This window comes from Vogesella aquatica (genome assembly GCF_028548455.1).
Classification (GTDB): Bacteria; Pseudomonadota; Gammaproteobacteria; order Burkholderiales; family Chromobacteriaceae; genus Vogesella; species Vogesella aquatica.
In genome coordinates this window covers 32,287-48,306 of sequence record NZ_JAQQLF010000029.1, presented here as the reverse complement: position 1 = coordinate 48,306, position 16,020 = coordinate 32,287, and the positions used below count along the sequence as shown (strand labels likewise).

Below are 16,020 nucleotides of genomic sequence, written 5' to 3'. Positions count from 1 at the left end.
ATCTGCCGCAAAGGATGCTGGCGCATCAGACACCATTGCTGGCGATGAAACAGTGGCAGAAATCACATCCCGAACTGTTCAAAAAGCAGGTGCGTAATCGTCCGGGACTAGACAAGTAGACACGGGCATTGGCAAAAACAAAACACCGGGCCTGGGCCCGGTGTTTTGTTGTGGAGGCTAGCTTAAGGGGCGGTGATCGGATCGAACAGGGTAACTACCTGGCGTACGCCAGCGGTTTTGGCTACCACTTGCGAAGCGGCTTCGCCTTCGGCATCGCTCACCAGACCCAGCAGATACACCACACCGCGCTCGGTGACGACTTTAATGGTATTGGGCGCGTAGCCCTGGCCTTCCAGCAGGCGGGCACGCACCTTGGTGGTAAGCCAGGTGTCGTTGTTCCGCTGTGCCAGGGTGGTGACGGGTGCGACCACCAGGTGGTTGTACACACGCCGTACATTGGGAATACCGCGTGTCATCAGCTCGATATCGGCTTTCTGGGCTTCACTTTGTGCTTCGCCAGTCAGCAGTACGGCACGGTTGTAGCTGGTGGCGTTCACGTGGCTACCGGCAAAACGTTCGCTGAGCTGGCGCACGGCTTTCAGCTCGATACCCTGGTCTTCTACATAGGTACCACTGGTACGGCGGTCGGTTACCACCAGTGCGCTGGCGGCCACGCCGCCAGCCACCAGGGGGAAGCAGGCGCTCAGGTTGGCCGCTACCAGTGCGGCAAGGGTCAGGCTTTTCAGGCGGGGTGTCATTCAGTCTCCTCCCAGCAGCATGTAATCGATGGCATCACACAGGGCGTGGATAAGCAGCAAGTGTATTTCCTGGATGCGGGCGGTGCGCGTTACCGCCACGTTCAGGTGCAGGTCTTCGGGTGACAGGATTTCGGCGACCTGGCCACCATCGTTGCCGGTCAGCGCAATCACGCCCATGCCGCGCTCGTGGGCAGCGTAGATGGCTTCCACGATATTGGCAGATTGGCCGGAGCTGCTAATCACCAGTAGCAGGTCGTTATGGTGGCCTATGGCCCGCACCTGCTTGGAGTAGATCAGGTCAAACTCGTATTGGTTGCCAATGGCAGTCAGCGCCGGGCTGTCATGCGAGAGCGACAGTGCTGCCAGGCCCGGGCGTTCTTTTTCGAAATGCCCCAGCATATTGGTTACAAAGTGGTGGGCAACAGCCGCGCCTCCACCATTGCCACAAGCCAGAATCTTGCCTTCGTTCATCAGACTGGCCACCATTTTTTCCGCAGCCACGGCAATGGCGGGGGCCAGCTCTTCCATGACGAGCTGCTGGGTGGCAATGCTTTCGCGGAAATGTCCGCTGGCGCGATCGATCAAGTCCATCGTCTATCCTTTTTGCTCAGCTGGTGCTACGCCTAGCTGATGATGTTCTTGAGCCATATCGGTGGGGCTATCCCTTCGAACAGCACCGCGTCAAAACGGCAGGGGCTGTTCAGGTGATGCTGGCTCAGATAAAGGTTGGCCGCAGCCTGCAGTTTGCGGCACTTGGCCGCACTGATGCTGGCAGCGGCACCACCATACTGCTGGCTGCTGCGGGCGCGGACTTCCACAAATACCCGGTACTTGCCATCCTGCATGATCAGGTCTATCTCGCCAAAGCGGCACGACCAGTTACGTGCCAGCAAGCTCAGGCCCTGCGCCTGCAAAAATGCACAAGCCTGGTCTTCAAAGAGATTGCCGCTGGCCCGGCTCATTACTGGGCGCCAATCACGCTGCCGGGCAGGTCGCGCTGTACTACCCAGCCCTTGCCGATGCGCAGGTCGCCACTTCCCCCACCCAGACGAATCTGGCTGGGGTTTTTGCTGCTAGCCAGGGCCGCACCCAGGCGGTAGGCGTCGACACCCAGGGCGTACAAGCGCTCGGTCGCCTTGTTCAGCGGGTTGGCCGGGCGTGCAATCAGCCGTGTCTCTGGGTGGTTGGGTATCAGCAGCCAGGGCATGTCAATCACGCGCAGCCCACTCAGTGCCGGGCCAGGGTTGCGTACATTGGCCAGCGAGGTGGCGTAGGCGGGCAGCGCCGGGTTCAGCAGTGCGCGCGTCGCTTCGGTTTCTTTGGTGTCCAGTGCCAGGAAAGCCGCGTCGGCAATGCGCAGCTCGATATCCAGTTGGTCTGTTGTCAGTGCAGAAACGTTCAATTCGCGTGCAGATTTGCCAGTGCGATTACGCCATTCATCAGCAAATGCCTGGCGCAAACGCTGGGACAAGTTGTCGTTATCAAACAGGATAAGCGGCTGCTGGCTGCCATCGTCGCGCATCATGCGGGCAATCTGTTGGGCTTCGGTTTCAATCGTTACCGACAGGCTCCACACTTTGCTGCCAGCTGGCGGGGGTTTGTCCAGTGCATTCAAGACCAGCGTAGGTAGCTTGCTGCTGGCCGCTAACTTGGCAGCGCCCTGGCGGGTAAGCGGGCCCACAATGAATGTCGCCCCATTGGCTACCAGCTGCTGGTAAGCCGCGGTGGTGTCGTTTTCGTCGCGCAGCGCCGCAAAGCTGGTTTCCACGCTGCCATCTGCCGCCGCTGCAGCATCAAAACCGGCCTTGACTACCTGGGCCGCTTCCCCCAGCTGGCTGGACCCCACAGGGAGCATCAAGCCTAGGTGCACACCTTTAGCTTTGCCGGGTAATTTGGCGGGAATGGGCGCAGGGTTGGCCGCAGCTGACGTGGCAGGAACCATACTGCCCTTGGCGGTAGCAGGCTGCAGTGAAACCTGATTTTGTTGAAGTATGTAGCCCGGGGATTGTGCAATCGCTACACTTGCCGCCAACAAGACGGCAGAGCCGGATAACCATGGAGCCAAAACGTGCAGACAGCGCTTGATCACTTGATGAATTCTGCTCGGGAAACATTTGTCGAAAGGGCATTATATGTGGTGGCAACGCCCATTGGAAATTTGGCTGATGTGACTGTACGTGCCATCGCCAGCTTCCATGCTGCTGATATTGTGCTGGCAGAAGATACCCGTGTGACCGGCAGCTTGCTGAGCGCCTATGGCATCAGTAAAAAACTGGTCAGCCTGCGCGAGCATAACGAACGCGACATGTCTGCCTGTGTGATTCGCTGGCTGGAAGAGGGCAAGATCGTGGTGCAGGTGTCCGATGCCGGCACGCCAGGCATTTCCGACCCTGGTGCGCGCCTGGCCGAAGCCGTGTGGGCTGCAGGCCTGCGCGTGGTGCCTATTGTTGGTCCATCCGCAGTAGTCGGGGCTATGTCCGCCAGTGGCCTGGAAACAGCACGATTCCTGTTTCATGGTTTCTTGCCGCCCAAACAGGGTGCCCGCTGTAAAACCCTGCAGCAGTGGGCACAAGCCGATTACGCCGTGGTGTGCTACGAGGCACCGCACCGCATCCTCGATTGCGTAGCGGATATCGTCGCAACCTTGGGGCCGGACCGCCCGCTGGTACTGGCCCGCGAGCTGACCAAAACCTTCGAGACCTTCCTGCGACTGCCCGCCGGCGAACTGTTGGAGCGTATTCGTAGCGACAGCAACCAGCAGCGTGGCGAGTGCGTGCTGATTATCGATGCTGCACCGCAGCTAGCCACAGATGATGACGAACTACCCGCCGCCGCCATGTCTTTGTTGGCCGAGTTGGCCGCAGTACTCCCTACCAAGCAGGCCGCTGGGATCGTGGCTGCTCACTATGACCTGAACAAAAAGCTGCTGTACGATTGTGCCTTGAAGCTCAAAAGCGCTGAGTGATATTTACAAGTGGTTAAGGGGCGTCTATACTGCGTTCCTCTGATTTTCTCGCCCGGGTGGCGAAATTGGTAGACGCAGGGGACTCAAAATCCCCCGCCGCAAGGTGTGCCGGTTCGAGTCCGGCCCCGGGCACCACGAGAAAGTCCAGCAACATCCCAAGCAGTCCATGAAACCCGCACAGCACAAAGCTCTGCGGGTTTTTTGTTGTCCTGTAACGTCCAGCAGCGTCCGGCTACATCCAGCCTTTTTGTGTATAGATTTGTGTATAGATCGATAGCAGACCTAAAATCTATACACAGCTGTCCTTAGCACCTTTTTCACTTCATACACTGGTTAGAAAATGTGTGAGTAGTCCCCGCCGTCGCATCGTCTGGGTAGGGGCTTGGGTGGTCTTTGTACATTTTGGGAACCCCGCTAAAAATGCGTGGTGACAGTAGTGACATAGTGACGGCTTTGTTTTTAAAGGGTTTTTTGCAAGTACGCGATAGTGACATTTGATGCTGTCACTATGGTGACGCGATAGAAAGCCGCAATGGCCCGGCCTGCCCACCCTGCAAGCTGATGCTGTGACCGCCAAGGGCGGGCGCGGTTGGTGCCCATGCGCCAACCTGACGGGCGCAAATCTATACACGCAAATCTATACACAGTGGGGCTGTATGGCACTGACTGACCTGGCCATTAAGCAGGCCAAGCCGCAAGACAAGATTTATTACCTTAAGGATGGCGGCAGCCTGTTTCTTGAGGTAACACCAGCGGGCGGCAAAAACTGGCGTTTCCGCTACCGCTTCAATGGCAAAGCGGGTGTGCTGTCGCCGGGCAAGTATCCTGCCGTGTCGCTTGCTGAGGCCCGAGAGCGGGCAGCAGAGGCCCGCCGTTTGTTGGCTGAGGGTATCAACCCCGGGGAGGCCAAGAAAGAAGCCAAGCTGGCTGCACAGGCCGCCAGTGCCAACGCCTTTGAATTGCTCACGCTGGAATGGTACGAAAAGCAGCTGCCACGCTGGACGCCTGACCATGCCCGGCGTGTGCTTGAGTCCCTGCAGAATGATGCGTTTCCTGATCTGGGGCGTGTGGCCATTGGTGATATCACCGCGCCGCTTATCCTGGCTACGGTGCGCAAGATAGAAAAGCGCGGGGCGATTGAAACGGCAGGCCGGGTGCTGCAGCGTATCAGTGCTGTGCTGCGCTACGCAGTGCAAACCGGCAGGCTTGAGGTGAACCCGGCACAGGCGCTGTCTGGCACGCTGACGGCCTCAAAAGTAGAGCACAGGCCGGCATTGCCCCGTGCTGAGTTACCCGAGTTTTACCGGCGCTTGGCTGCGGCCAACCTTTATGAGCCAACCCGCATTGCCTTACATTTGCTGGTGCTGACTTTTGTGCGACCTGGTGAACTGCGGGCGGCCCGTTGGGATGAGTTTGATATCGAGCGTGCCGAGTGGCGAATCCCTGCCGAGCGCATGAAGATGCGACAGCCCCATATCGTGCCGCTGTCCCGTCAGGCGCTGGCCCTGCTGGCTACACTGCAGCCACTAACTGGACGCGGAGCCTTGCTTTTTCCGGCCATGACTGACCATGCCAAGCCCATGAGTGAAAACACCCTTAGCTATGCAATGGGGCGCATGGGCTATCAAGGCGTGGCCACCCCGCATGGCTTCCGTGCGCTGGCGTCTACTACGCTCAATGAAGAAGGTTTCGACCCTGACGTAATCGAGCGCCAGCTTGCCCATGCCGAGCGCAACAAGGTGCGGGCTGCTTACCATCGTGCTGAGTACCTGGATGAGCGACGCAAGATGATGCAGTGGTGGGCTGATTTTTGTCTGCGATCATCATGATGCTAGGATTTCGCCATTATTGGGCCTAAAGTAGAAGTGTGGCGCAGTTCTTTGTTGGGTGTATGAAGTTTTGCTGCTGCCTTGTTTTCTTCTATCTCTGTGATTTACAATGTAAACGTGCTTTTTTTCACTAAGTCTGTGAACGGGGAAGCGCAATTTTTCAAGTTGTTTTGATAGATAATATAAATCATAAGTCGGCTAATAATAGATATAATTAATGCCGTCGACAGGAGTCGATGATGCAAAACCTAATGTTCATAGAGAAGCCTTTGGTAGGGAATATGCCATCTGCTTCCGTTAGCTTCCTTAAAGACCTCGATGAGCAGCATGTATTTGGTATTGATGCTGTAAGAGCAGGTAGCTTGTTTAATCTCAATAATGGCACCTTAGAGTTGCTTGCCAGTCCTGAAATTACTCACGCTATAGCTTGGTAATGTCTCGAAGAATAACCAACGAATCTTTATTGCGGATTTTAAAAACCGTATATGAAACAGAGCCTGACACCGCTATATTAGTCGGTGGCCAGGCTCTTGCTTTATGGACTTTTCTTTTGGGAGTGTCAGTCCCGCCAGAACTGCCTCCATCTGTGACGCGGGACTTGGATTTGGTTTGTGGAATTAAGTCTGCTCACAAAGTAAAAGATGGCTTTGGCGGTATATTTGCGCAATCAAACATTGATGATCATACAACTAATCTTGCTAAATTGACGTTGCCAGTTGATGGTGAGGACCTTGAGGTTGATTTCCTGAGTAGCATCTTGGGAGTAAGCAATGATGTGCTTTTTAGAACATCATTCATGGTTCGTTTTAAGATTGGTGATGATAGCCATGTTGATATCCGTGTTATGCATCCATATGCCATATGGCAAAGCAGACTTGCTAATGTGATTAATATTCCATCAAAACAAAATAAGTATGGGATAGCTCAGGCAAAATTAAGTTTACATGTCCTTCGGGCGTACGTGAATAAACAAGCCGCTGGCTTTTATTCTCACTTGGATGCGATTGGTTGGATTCGACATTTTGAGAAGAAGTTGCGCAGTGTTTCATGGCGTGATGCGTTAGTCGATTATGATCTTGATTTCAGCTTAGCTATGTGTGAGATAAATATGCTCACTTTTAAGCAGAGTGCTGAGTATAAAAAGTACTGCCAAAGAATCAATAGGCATATGTCGAGGGCTAGGCAGTCGAAGAAAGAACGGAGCCGTAAGTGTGAAAGACAGTCTTGTTTGATAGTGCCTAGCTTAGATAGCTTGCTGGGTGCTAATTTGTAGTCTGGATAATTTGTAGATCGTTCTGCATATTATGCGTGTAGAGCTTTTTTACCCAAGGACTGGTGCGACTAGTTATGAGCTGTTGCAATAGGGTAATCCCTATGCAACGGTGCAACACCAGCCATAAAACCGTTGCAAAATATGTTGCAAAATGGGGCATTGCGTTGCATTATTCAATAAATACCCTATTGCAACGGTTTGAACGTCATGACACAAGCTATCGCCTATCTTCGCGTGTCCACCGAGGACCAGCACATTGCCAACCAGCGCGAGGCCATCAAGGCCGCTGGGTTCGATATCGTCCGGGAGTTTACCGACGTGGCCACCAGTGGCACGGTGAAAGCGGAAAGCCGCGACGGCTTCGCGGCCATGCTGGCCTACCTGCGCGAAGGTGACACGCTGGTAGTTTTCTCGTTGGATAGGCTGGGCCGGGATACGGTAGACGTGCTGGCCAGCATCCAGACGTTGACAGCCAAGGGTGTGCGCCTGGTGATACTCAAGCAGCAATTCGACACCAGCACCCCTGCCGGCAAGTTGGCCTTGACGATGTTTGCTGCCTTTGCAGAGTTTGAAAACGATCTGCGCCGCGAACGCCAGCAAGAGGGTATCCGCCGTGCTCGTTCTGAGGGTAAGTATCAGGGCCGTAAATCCAAACTGACCGATGAGCAAAAGGCAGAGCTTCGCGCCCGCTACGCTGCCGGCGAATGCCGTGCCGAGCTGGCGCGGCAGTATGGTGTTGATCGCGCTACCGTGCACCGTATAGCCAAGGCATGATTTCGTAACGCTGTTACGGTTATGATTTTTTGCCAAGGCTATTGTGGGCGTTGGTTTTGGTGGCGTTTGCCATCTGTTGTTGACGGCTGCTGTTGAATAAAGCTAAGCTAATAACAGTTGCACAAGTTGCGTCCAAAAAAAGTCCAAGATAACCATCTTGGGCTTTTTTTATTCCTTGCCGACTTTCCCCAGTAGATCATCTATCGCCTGGCTTAGGTTGCGGTGGCCATGTTTGTGTTGCCACTCCTGTAGCTTGGCCATGGTTGGGGCTTCCACTTCTAGTGATACAAGGTTGCGTTTGGTGCGTGAGCGTTGCATGCGCAGGCGCGCGAGTGTCTTTGAGCGAAGTTCGGGGGGGAGTCCGTTTAGGGTGTCGCAAACAAAATCGCGCCAGCTATCAAATCCGATTGGTGGCGTGGCTGTTGCCCGCCCATTAAGCACCTTGGTGGCAGTCTCGATCTGCCACAAGGTTTGATAGTTTGGGAGGGCGCTCATGTCATCAGTATTGCTAAACAGCCCATGCAGCATTTGAGCTGCTGCCAGTGCTTCGCTATCGCTGTTGATTTGCTTGCGATGTGGGGCCTTGGGTTTGTGTAGTTGCTCGAATTTTGCTCTGTCAGCTGGTGTAAGTTTTACCGATAGCACTGTATTCACGAAGGTCAGCCAATCCGTGAAGCCTGCCGGCGCTGTGTGGCCTGCCGGGCTCGCTCCTAACTCATCAATGGCAATATGGAGTTGGTCCAGCAGTGCCCCGTTGTAGCGTGGGCGATATGAGCGGCCGTCGCTGTTGAGAAAGTCCGCTAAGTTCTGTGCCAATAGCTGTCCTTGCTCTTTGGTTTTGCTAGCTTTCATTGTGACGCTGTTACGTTTTCATGGTGGTGCTGAAAAGCTTATCAGTTTTGTGTTTGGTCGTGTATGGGCCTGAGATTGACACGCTTGAATTGTTACAATATCCTGCATTTCGCAGCGAACACAATTGCGTCCAGAGTCAGCCCCAGCGGCTGGCTCTTTGCTTTTGTGCCGGGGATTATGGCGCGTTGACGTGGCCCAGATGTTCCACTACATTACGTTTTACCAGTTCCACAACTGCGTCTAAAGCCAGCCCAGCCGCTGGCTTTTTTGCTTTTCAGCGTCCGCTGTCGCCCGTTGACAGTGTGAAAATCTGACAATACCATACGTTTAACACCGCCATAGGTGCGTCCAAAGCCAGCCCGCAAGCTGGCTTTTTTTGTTTGTCCGTGTCCTTGCATGTGGATGCATTTGGATGTTGTCGTTTGTGAATGCGCTAGCCGGTGGCCTTTGCCCCGGCTTTTTTTGTGCCCGCCATGTGCGGGTTTTTTGTTTGGAGAATGCTATGTCGCAAGTAATCAAGTTGCCCAAGCTGATGACGCGCCAAGAGGCCGCAGCTTATCTGGGGGTGAGTGTCTGGACCCTGAATGCATGGGCTAGTCGTGGGGGTGTTGCCTTGCCGTTTTACCGTGTTGGCCGCCGTGCCATGTACAAGCAAAGCGATGTGCTGGCGTTTCTGGAAGCGAGCAAGCAGGGCTTGGGTGAGTTGCCAACAGGGGGTGATGCAGCATGACGGGTGTTCGTATGCTCAAGCTGGAAGAGGTGATGCAGATCACCGGCCTTGGCCGTTCTACGCTTTACGCGCTTGTGAAGAGTGGTGGCTTTCCCCGGCAAGTCCAGCTTGGCCCGCGTGCCGTTCGCTGGGACAGCAGGGCTGTAGAAAAATGGCTTGCCGAGAAACTGGGGCAAGGCCAAGAGGCTGCCTGATGAAAACAGACTACCCCCAAGCCCAACCACCCCCAAGCCCGCTATATGCGGGTTTTTTTACGTCCTGGCCTCGTGCGCTACCCAGCGCCGGGGCCTTTGTCGTTTCTGGTGCCTGGCACCGTAAGGGAATGAATATGAAAGCGAGAAACAAAAAAAGCCAACCGTGGCAGCGGCTGGCTTCTTTGAAAGACTTGGCAAGGGTGTTTCCAGATATCGAGCGCCATTCTACCCGTGTCCCGGTTGGCCGCAAGGCCGGCGTGCATGGTCAATGCCCTGTCTGCAACAGTCACCGCTACCTGGGCAAACAGTTGGCTCTGAGTCTGGATGGTGGCCAGCACTGCGCCGCTGTGTGCGATAGCTGCCACGCCGCTGTCAGTGTCTCGGGTGGCTATGCGTTTACTGTCGTCCATCGCCTTGCCCAACAGCAGCATTACATCAAGGGGGCAGCCTCATGCTAAGCCGTGAATACGTACAAATTGCCCACGTTTTCCGCAGCGTGGCCGGGGGTAAGGTGCCGGACTGGTCCCGGGAAGAAGTCGAGCAAGTAGAGCAGCTGATTCAGGCGGCCAAGACAATGCTTTGCAGCGATATGGAAGAACACAATCGCCGCGTTCGTGCTGCCGCTACCGCATGGGAAGCGCAGGCGCGTTTCCGTACTGCTAAGCAGTTCGCGGCAGAGAGCTACGCGCCGCGTATGGCCATGCTGGAAGAGATTATCGACGCCGTGATTGCCCGCCGCGACGCCTTGAGCGACTGCTGCAGCTACGAGGGGGCCGCCTAATGAGCAACATCATTCAAGCCGATTTCAACGGCCAGCGCCTGCACTTCACTAGCGATGCCTGGTTCAATGCCACAGAGGCCGCCAGCCATTACGGCAAAGAGCCGGGCGATTGGCTGCGCCAACGTGACACCGTGGACTACCTGGCCGCCTTGGCCAGCTATCACGGCAATTCCGATTTTGTGGAGGAGTTCAACGCAATCAGCGTTTTACCCAGCACCTCTGCGGCCAGTCAGTCCCGGTTACTCAAGCTGGCCAAGCAATCCGGGTACGTTCGTACCAAAGCGGGCAACCCGCAAAACGGTGGCGGCACCTGGTTGCATCCCAAGTTGGCAGTTCGCTTCGCCCAGTGGCTCGATGTGCGCTTTGCCATCTGGTGTGACCTCCAGATTGACGCCATCGTGCGCGGTACGCCTCAGCCACAAGATTGGCAAAAGTTTCGCATTGAGGCGTCCAGTCGCTTCAAGGGCGTGTGCGAAATGCTCAACCTTTCCCGGCAGGCCGATGGCAAGCACACCGCTGCCCACCACTACATCAACGAGGCCAAGCTTATCAACTGGGCATTCTGCGGCAGCTTCACGCCCATCAAGCGGGATGCATTAAGCAGCAAAGAGCTGCGCTTGCTGGAACTACTGGAAGCGCAGGACATGCTGTTGTTGGGCCGTGGCATGCCATACGCAGAGCGCAAACAGGTGTTGACCACCTTCGCCACGCAGCAGCGCCAGCGCATGGCTTTGCCCTTGGCAGGGCGCTTGAGCGATAGCGGTAATCAAATCGATGGAGATAGCCATGCTGCATGAACGTGAAAACGTACAGCCGCGCAGCCGTGTTTGGTGGTGGGTGGCCGGGGTAGTTTTGGCACTGGCCTCCTGCCAGCAGGTTGACGCTGCGGCGAACCTTGGCGACAATGCGGGTGTTGCTGTCAATCCAGCAGCCGGGCTTGGACTCCCGAACAAGAAGGCAGACACTGCCGCGAAAGCGGTATTTTTACGTCTGTCACACGCCACACGTGCGCCTTTTTCAATGATGGGTCGTGGCGAAGGCCAGCTTCGGCTGGGTCAGTGCCTTCTTGCTGATAGTCCAACCTTTGCCATGCACCCATCACCCCTGATTGGACTCAGGAGTGATGGGGTTAAACCCAAGAAGGAGGCCACCATGCCTAGCGTTGCCCTGCGCGCTTTTCGCGCCCTGTTCCCCGTTTACGCCATTCCTGTTTCTACACTGCCAACATTGCCCGAGGCCCGCGCCCTAGCTGCGTTGCTGGTGTCCCGTGGTAAGCGCGTTGCCATTCAGCCCGCAGCCCAAGGCTTTGCCGTGTCGGAGGTGACAGCATGAGCGCCGCCCATCTGAGATTCTGCCCCGAGGAAGGTGGTCAGCTGGTGTCTTTGGCGGCCAGCACTCGCGCTAGCGTCCTTGCCGATATTTATCAAGAAAGCCCTACGACCCGTGCTTATGTGATCGGTAATCTGGAAGGCGAACTCGCGTTCTCAGTGGCGGTGCGGCCTGACTCTGCAGCCGCCACGGTCAATCGTTGCAAAAACGAGCTACTGCTCCGCTTGGGGCTGGAGGGTGAGCTATCCGTAGAGCAGCAGCGCTTGCGCGGCTGGATTGTTGGCATGCTGGGGGCCTTATCAGACAGCCTGCAAGGGGAAGAAGCATGACGACGCAAATCAACCTGAAAAACCTGCGCTTAATCGATGCCGGCAAGGGGGAGCGCCCAGCTGTACCGCTCATTGGTAGTTGGTACGAGCACTATGTAGACCACCCGGTAACGGGCCGCGCTCAGTTTCATAGCTATGAATTCATCGTCAACTTGGGTGATGACGCAGTGCCACAAGACTGGCTGGTGTCGATCGCGGCAGATAATTCGCACATGCTGGCGTTGGAGGCTACGGCATGGCTGCTAACCGTTGCGCTGGGGCTGCCGGTGCCGGATGCGGCGTTCATGATTCTGAACCGCGCACAAATCAATCTGGCGGTGCCTTCGGTGAAAATCGGCGATGAGCCAGAATGGCTTTGCTTTGCCCGCCGTGACTATGATTTTGCACCGCGCCGGCTCAGTTTTCCGGACGTGCTGTTGTTGCTGGCTACCCATCAGAACAGGGCTGATGCACTGTTTGCTGCTGCGCCGTTTATCCGCGATTGGGCTGAGGTGCTGTTACCCCAGCCTGCGGCTGTTGATACCTTTATGGCGCGGCTGGCCCGTGTGGCCGGGGTGGACCCTGCCGCCCTGAAAAACCCGGGTGTTGCCACGCAACCCGCACCGGCCAAGGCCAATCCTAAGCGCCGCCGTAAGCATCAGGCCGCCACGCCTGCCACCGTCTAAAAGGTAAGTCCCATGACTGCAAAAAACGTATGCCTTCACTGGCAGGCCCCCGGCTTGCCGTTTGATTCCGATATGCCTGGCGCGGTGGCCGCTTTCCATGATGGCCGGGACTACGGCCTAGAACTGCTGGCCTATGTCGTGACCGTGCAGGGCCTGCAGGGCTACACGGTAGAGCAGCAAGCCAATATGGCCCGTGCTGCGTTGTGCGGCTTTCTTGCCCCGCTGCTGCCCACCTTGGCCGATGCGCTGGTCCTGTTGGGCGATACACACCAACAACACACCCGCCCGCTGGCAGCTTTGGTCGATGATCTGGCCGACGGTGCGGCGCTGGCGTTGGAGCTGGCCAGCACAGAGGAGTATTGACTATGCCACCAAAAAAACTACCGTTTGATGCGGTGAATCAGGCGGCGTTGGCCGGTTTGACCCGCGTGCTGGACTGGGCCGGGGTGCGCTGGCAGCAGCATGGCTACGAAGTGCAGATGCTGAACCCCCACCGTAGTGATGATGAGAGCTTCGGCTCGTTTTCGATCAACGCCAATAGCGGCGTGTGGGCAGACTTTGCCACCGGCGATAAGGGCGGGGATGTGGTGTCGCTGGTGGCCTACTTGAAAGGCTATGGTCAAGGCGATGCCTGCAAGGACTTGGCCCGGCTGTTTGGCGTGATGGCAGGTGACGCTAGCCCCGCTGCTGAGCCCGCACCCTTGCCGGTGCCAGCCGCAAAAGTAGCGGATACGCAGCCCGTGTTGCCTATCCCTGCCGGCATGCTTGGCCGTATGCCCCGCAGCAAGCCCAAGCACCCGGGCAAGGTAGTGCAGGTGTGGTGCTACAACGATGCCGCAGGGCTGCCGCTGGTGTATGTGGTGCGGCTGGAGCCGGGCGCGAACGAGCGCAGCAAGGACTACTACCCGCTGTCGGTATGGCAGGACGTGGCCACCGGCAAGACTGAGTGGCGTTGGAAAGGCTTGCCAGCACCGCGCCCGCTGTACGGGCTGGACAGGTTGGCCGCACGGCCTGACGCCCCGGTGGTGATTTGTGAGGGTGAGAAAGCCGCCGATGCTGCCGCCAAGCTGCTGCCGGATTATGTGGCCGTGTGCTGGATGAACGGTGCCGAGGCGGTGAGCAAGGCCGATTTCAGCCCGTTGGCTGGCCGGCATTGCCTGATCTGGCCGGATGCCGACGACCCCGGGCAAGCGGCTGCCGATGCAGTGCGCTTGGCCTTGGCCAAGGTGGGGGCGGCGGGTGTGGACCTGGTGAACGTGGCCAGCTTTGCCCGTGTAGCTGCCGGGCTTGCAGAGGGGCAGCCGGTGTTACTGGAGGGTGGCCAGTGGGGCGAGGGTGACGATGCGGCAGACGCCTTGCAGCGCGACTGGACGGCGGCGCATATCGCGCTGATGCAGGCGCGTGGCCTGTGGCTGGTGTCAATGGCAGCGGATGAGGTAGGGCACGACGTGGCCGCGCCAGCACCTCCAGCACCGGGCGACGCCGGGAAGCCTGCCGCGCCTAAGCGCCCGAAGGGTGGGGGCGGTGCGGGTAGCCCGTTTCGCGTGACCGATAGCGGCGTCTGGTTTCAAACGGAGGAAATGGAGGGGCCGCTATGGGTGTGCCGCAAGCTGGAAATCATTGCCCGCACGCGGGACAAATTTGGCGATGGATGGGGTTTGCTGGTGCGCTTTGCAGACCCTGACAACACCGTGAAAGAGTGGAATATCCCGGCTGAGTTGCTGGCCACCAGCGAGGGGGCCGAGGTGGTCAAGGGGCTGATGGGGCGCGGCCTGCTGATCGGTGCCGGGCCAAAGGCCAAACAGCGTTTGCTGGAATACCTGTGCCGTTACGACGGCAGCGAGCGGGCCACGATTGTGCCGCGCTTGGGCTGGCATGATGGTGCGTTTCTGCTGCCGGATGGCCAGCTAGGCGACAGTGGCGAAACGCTGGTATTTCAGGCCAGCAACAAGCAGCGGGAAGTCATGCAATGCGCTGGCACCCTGCAGGACTGGCAACAGCACATTGCCCGCTACTGCGAGGGTAATAGCCGCCTGGCGTTTGCGGTATCGGTGGCCTTTGCCGGGCCGTTGCTGGATGTGATCGGCGGCGAGTCGGGCGGCTTTCACTTCTATGGCGATAGCTCACAGGGTAAAACCACGCTGCTGCAGGTGGCCGCATCGGTATTTGGCACGCCGGGCTACCTGCAAAGCTGGCGCTCGACCGACAATAGTCTAGAGTCTATTGCATCAGCTTATAGTGATTGCTTACTGCCGCTTGACGAAATCCACCAGTGTGACCCGCGCATTGTTGGGGAAACGGTCTACATGCTGGGTAACGGTCGCGGCAAGAACCGCGCCAACGACCGGGGCGGCAGCCGTGGCAACGTTGCGGAGTGGCGTTTGCTGTTTATGTCCAGCGGCGAAAAGACGCTGGCCGCGCATATGGCAGAGGCCCGCAAGGAAATGAAAGCCGGCATGGAGATTCGCATGCTGGCGGTGCAAGCCGATGCCGGGCAGTCGCTGGGCCTGTTCGATAAGCTGCACGACAAGGGCAGCGGCAAGGCGCTGGCAGACCACCTGAAAGCAGGCATTGCCCGCTATCACGGCACACCGGCCCGGGCTTATATCGGGCGGCTGGTACAGGAGCGCGGCCAACTCGGGGCGGTTATCCGGCAGCAACTGACCCGCTTTTGTGATGAGGTGTTGCCCGCCGATGCCCACGGGCAGGCGCATCGCGCCGCGTCACGCTTTGCCCTGGTGGCGGTCGCCGGTGAGCTGGCCAGCATGTGGGGCGTTACAGGTTGGCCGCAGGGGGCAGCATGGCAGGCCGCCAAGGTGTGCTTTGCTGACTGGCTCAAGGCCCGGGGCACGACTGGCAACCGCGAGGACGAAGAAATGCTGGCCAAGGTGCGCTTGTTCTTCGAGCAACACGGCGAGGCCCGCTTTACCCGTCTGTCGAATGAGGCTGTGCTGCATGAAGATGACGGTATGGCAGCAGACCCCGACGACCACGCGCCCAAGACCATTGGCCGCTGCGGCTATCGCCTGAAAGACAAGGTGTCTGGCGTGATTCGTTACTACGTGCTGCCCGAGTCATTCCGCAATGAGGTGTGCAGTGGGCTGGATGTTGGCCGCGTCTGCAAACTGCTGCAGGCTGCTGGTGCATTGGAAACCACCAAGGGCGCGGGCTATATGTTGCAGGTGCGTACCACGCCCGAAGCCAAGTACAGCAAGAGCGGGCGGGCCAAGGTGTATTGCATCACGTCCAACCTGTTCGATGCTGGCAATGATGATGCGGCAGGGGAGGCGGCAGTATGAGTAACCTAGCACAGTGGTTTGCAGGCATAGAGAGCCAGCCGCCCAGCCCCGACACGTCACCACCCGCAAGCCGCCACCCTGAACCCGTGGCGGTTTTTGCTGGTGCCCCTGCCGTAGCGCCGGCAGACCCGTTGGCCCTGCCCTGGTGTGGTGACTATCCGCAGGAAATGCAGGGAGGCCAGCGTGATGCTGCAGGACGGCTGCCCTTGCCGTGCCTTGGCTGCACGTCGCTGCAGCAAGGG

General features: G+C 57.6%; 20 protein-coding genes, 1 tRNA gene and 1 pseudogene. 17 read left to right on the top strand and 5 right to left on the bottom strand.

All coding sequences use genetic code 11. The features are described 5' to 3' along the window. Positions 1 to 119, top strand: a pseudogene (locus tag PQU95_RS17540) (IS481 family transposase); the annotation flags it as partial. 63 nt (positions 120 to 182) lie between these two features. On the opposite strand, the gene PQU95_RS17535 reads toward PQU95_RS17540, so the two are convergent. From PQU95_RS17535 to PQU95_RS17520, 4 genes are read right to left on the bottom strand one after another with little or no spacing between them, the layout of a single operon-like run. Beyond that, on the bottom strand, positions 183 to 758 hold the full coding sequence (locus tag PQU95_RS17535) for a BON domain-containing protein (RefSeq protein WP_272753204.1): 576 nt from the start codon (positions 756 to 758) through the stop codon (positions 183 to 185). Then, the gene (locus tag PQU95_RS17530) at positions 759 to 1,349 is read right to left on the bottom strand and encodes an SIS domain-containing protein (protein WP_272753203.1); all 591 of its coding nucleotides are present in this window, start codon (positions 1,347 to 1,349) and stop codon (positions 759 to 761) included. It lies immediately after the preceding gene. A gap of 32 nt (positions 1,350 to 1,381) precedes the next feature. Further along, positions 1,382 to 1,720: a YraN family protein gene (locus PQU95_RS17525; protein ID WP_272753202.1), complete on the bottom strand. Its 339-nt coding sequence runs from the start codon at positions 1,718 to 1,720 to the stop codon at positions 1,382 to 1,384. Then, positions 1,720 to 2,613 carry a penicillin-binding protein activator gene (locus PQU95_RS17520; protein ID WP_373321418.1) on the bottom strand — a complete coding sequence of 298 codons (894 nt, stop codon included), beginning with the start codon at positions 2,611 to 2,613 and terminating at the stop codon, positions 1,720 to 1,722. The genes PQU95_RS17525 and PQU95_RS17520 overlap by 1 nt, the downstream gene beginning before the upstream one ends. 237 nt (positions 2,614 to 2,850) lie before the next feature. Between PQU95_RS17520 and rsmI the strand changes: the two genes are divergently transcribed. The 6 genes from rsmI to PQU95_RS17490 all read left to right on the top strand — a co-directional run bounded on the left by rsmI (position 2,851) and on the right by PQU95_RS17490 (position 7,599). After that, on the top strand, positions 2,851 to 3,723 hold the full coding sequence (gene rsmI, locus PQU95_RS17515; protein ID WP_272753200.1) for a 16S rRNA (cytidine(1402)-2'-O)-methyltransferase: 873 nt from the start codon (positions 2,851 to 2,853) through the stop codon (positions 3,721 to 3,723). 50 nt (positions 3,724 to 3,773) lie between these two features. Continuing rightward, positions 3,774 to 3,858: transfer RNA gene (locus PQU95_RS17510), tRNA-Leu, on the top strand. Positions 3,859 to 4,289: 431 nt separating this feature from the next. Further along, complete coding sequence (locus tag PQU95_RS17505) at positions 4,290 to 5,552, top strand: tyrosine-type recombinase/integrase (protein ID WP_308446617.1); 1,263 nt, start codon at positions 4,290 to 4,292, stop codon at positions 5,550 to 5,552. A 239-nt stretch (positions 5,553 to 5,791) separates the two neighbouring features. Next, on the top strand, positions 5,792 to 5,986 hold the full coding sequence (locus PQU95_RS17500; protein ID WP_272753199.1) for a hypothetical protein: 195 nt from the start codon (positions 5,792 to 5,794) through the stop codon (positions 5,984 to 5,986). Then, entirely contained in the window at positions 5,986 to 6,825 is an 840-nt protein-coding gene (locus PQU95_RS17495; RefSeq protein ID WP_272753198.1) for a hypothetical protein, read from the top strand. Before PQU95_RS17500 ends, PQU95_RS17495 begins: the two co-directional genes overlap by 1 nt. Positions 6,826 to 7,032: 207 nt before the next feature. Further along, complete coding sequence (locus tag PQU95_RS17490; protein WP_272753197.1) at positions 7,033 to 7,599, top strand: recombinase family protein; 567 nt, start codon at positions 7,033 to 7,035, stop codon at positions 7,597 to 7,599. 168 nt (positions 7,600 to 7,767) lie between these two features. On the opposite strand, the gene PQU95_RS17485 is transcribed toward PQU95_RS17490, so the two are convergent. After that, positions 7,768 to 8,451 carry a hypothetical protein gene (locus PQU95_RS17485; protein WP_272753196.1) on the bottom strand — a complete coding sequence of 228 codons (684 nt, stop codon included), beginning with the start codon at positions 8,449 to 8,451 and terminating at the stop codon, positions 7,768 to 7,770. Positions 8,452 to 8,953: 502 nt separating this feature from the next. On the opposite strand from PQU95_RS17485, the gene PQU95_RS17480 reads away from it, so the two are divergent. From PQU95_RS17480 to PQU95_RS17435, 10 genes are read left to right on the top strand one after another with little or no spacing between them, the layout of a single operon-like run. Beyond that, positions 8,954 to 9,181, top strand: coding sequence for a helix-turn-helix domain-containing protein (locus PQU95_RS17480; protein WP_272753195.1), 228 nt, complete (start codon positions 8,954 to 8,956; stop codon positions 9,179 to 9,181). Beyond that, positions 9,178 to 9,375, top strand: a complete 198-nt coding sequence (locus PQU95_RS17475) for a helix-turn-helix transcriptional regulator (protein WP_272753194.1) — start codon at positions 9,178 to 9,180, stop codon at positions 9,373 to 9,375. Before PQU95_RS17480 ends, PQU95_RS17475 begins: the two co-directional genes overlap by 4 nt. Beyond that, positions 9,375 to 9,833: a hypothetical protein gene (locus PQU95_RS17470; protein WP_272753193.1), complete on the top strand. Its 459-nt coding sequence runs from the start codon at positions 9,375 to 9,377 to the stop codon at positions 9,831 to 9,833. Before PQU95_RS17475 ends, PQU95_RS17470 begins: the two co-directional genes overlap by 1 nt. Continuing rightward, positions 9,827 to 10,156, top strand: a complete 330-nt coding sequence (locus PQU95_RS17465; protein ID WP_272753192.1) for a hypothetical protein — start codon at positions 9,827 to 9,829, stop codon at positions 10,154 to 10,156. The genes PQU95_RS17470 and PQU95_RS17465 overlap by 7 nt, the downstream gene beginning before the upstream one ends. After that, positions 10,156 to 10,953: a KilA-N domain-containing protein gene (locus PQU95_RS17460; protein WP_272753191.1), complete on the top strand. Its 798-nt coding sequence runs from the start codon at positions 10,156 to 10,158 to the stop codon at positions 10,951 to 10,953. The genes PQU95_RS17465 and PQU95_RS17460 overlap by 1 nt, the downstream gene beginning before the upstream one ends. Next, positions 10,943 to 11,488 (top strand): hypothetical protein, encoded by a 546-nt coding sequence (locus tag PQU95_RS17455; protein WP_272753190.1) that lies wholly within the window; start codon positions 10,943 to 10,945, stop codon positions 11,486 to 11,488. The genes PQU95_RS17460 and PQU95_RS17455 overlap by 11 nt, the downstream gene beginning before the upstream one ends. Continuing rightward, entirely contained in the window at positions 11,485 to 11,814 is a 330-nt protein-coding gene (locus PQU95_RS17450) for a hypothetical protein (RefSeq protein ID WP_272753189.1), read from the top strand. Before PQU95_RS17455 ends, PQU95_RS17450 begins: the two co-directional genes overlap by 4 nt. Next, complete coding sequence (locus PQU95_RS17445; RefSeq protein WP_272753188.1) at positions 11,811 to 12,479, top strand: hypothetical protein; 669 nt, start codon at positions 11,811 to 11,813, stop codon at positions 12,477 to 12,479. Before PQU95_RS17450 ends, PQU95_RS17445 begins: the two co-directional genes overlap by 4 nt. Positions 12,480 to 12,491: 12 nt before the next feature. Next, the gene (locus tag PQU95_RS17440; RefSeq protein ID WP_272753187.1) at positions 12,492 to 12,842 is read left to right on the top strand and encodes a hypothetical protein; all 351 of its coding nucleotides are present in this window, start codon (positions 12,492 to 12,494) and stop codon (positions 12,840 to 12,842) included. Positions 12,843 to 12,844: 2 nt separating this feature from the next. Continuing rightward, positions 12,845 to 15,778 carry a DUF927 domain-containing protein gene (locus PQU95_RS17435; RefSeq protein WP_272753186.1) on the top strand — a complete coding sequence of 978 codons (2,934 nt, stop codon included), beginning with the start codon at positions 12,845 to 12,847 and terminating at the stop codon, positions 15,776 to 15,778. Positions 15,779 to 16,020: the final 242 nt, after the last annotated feature.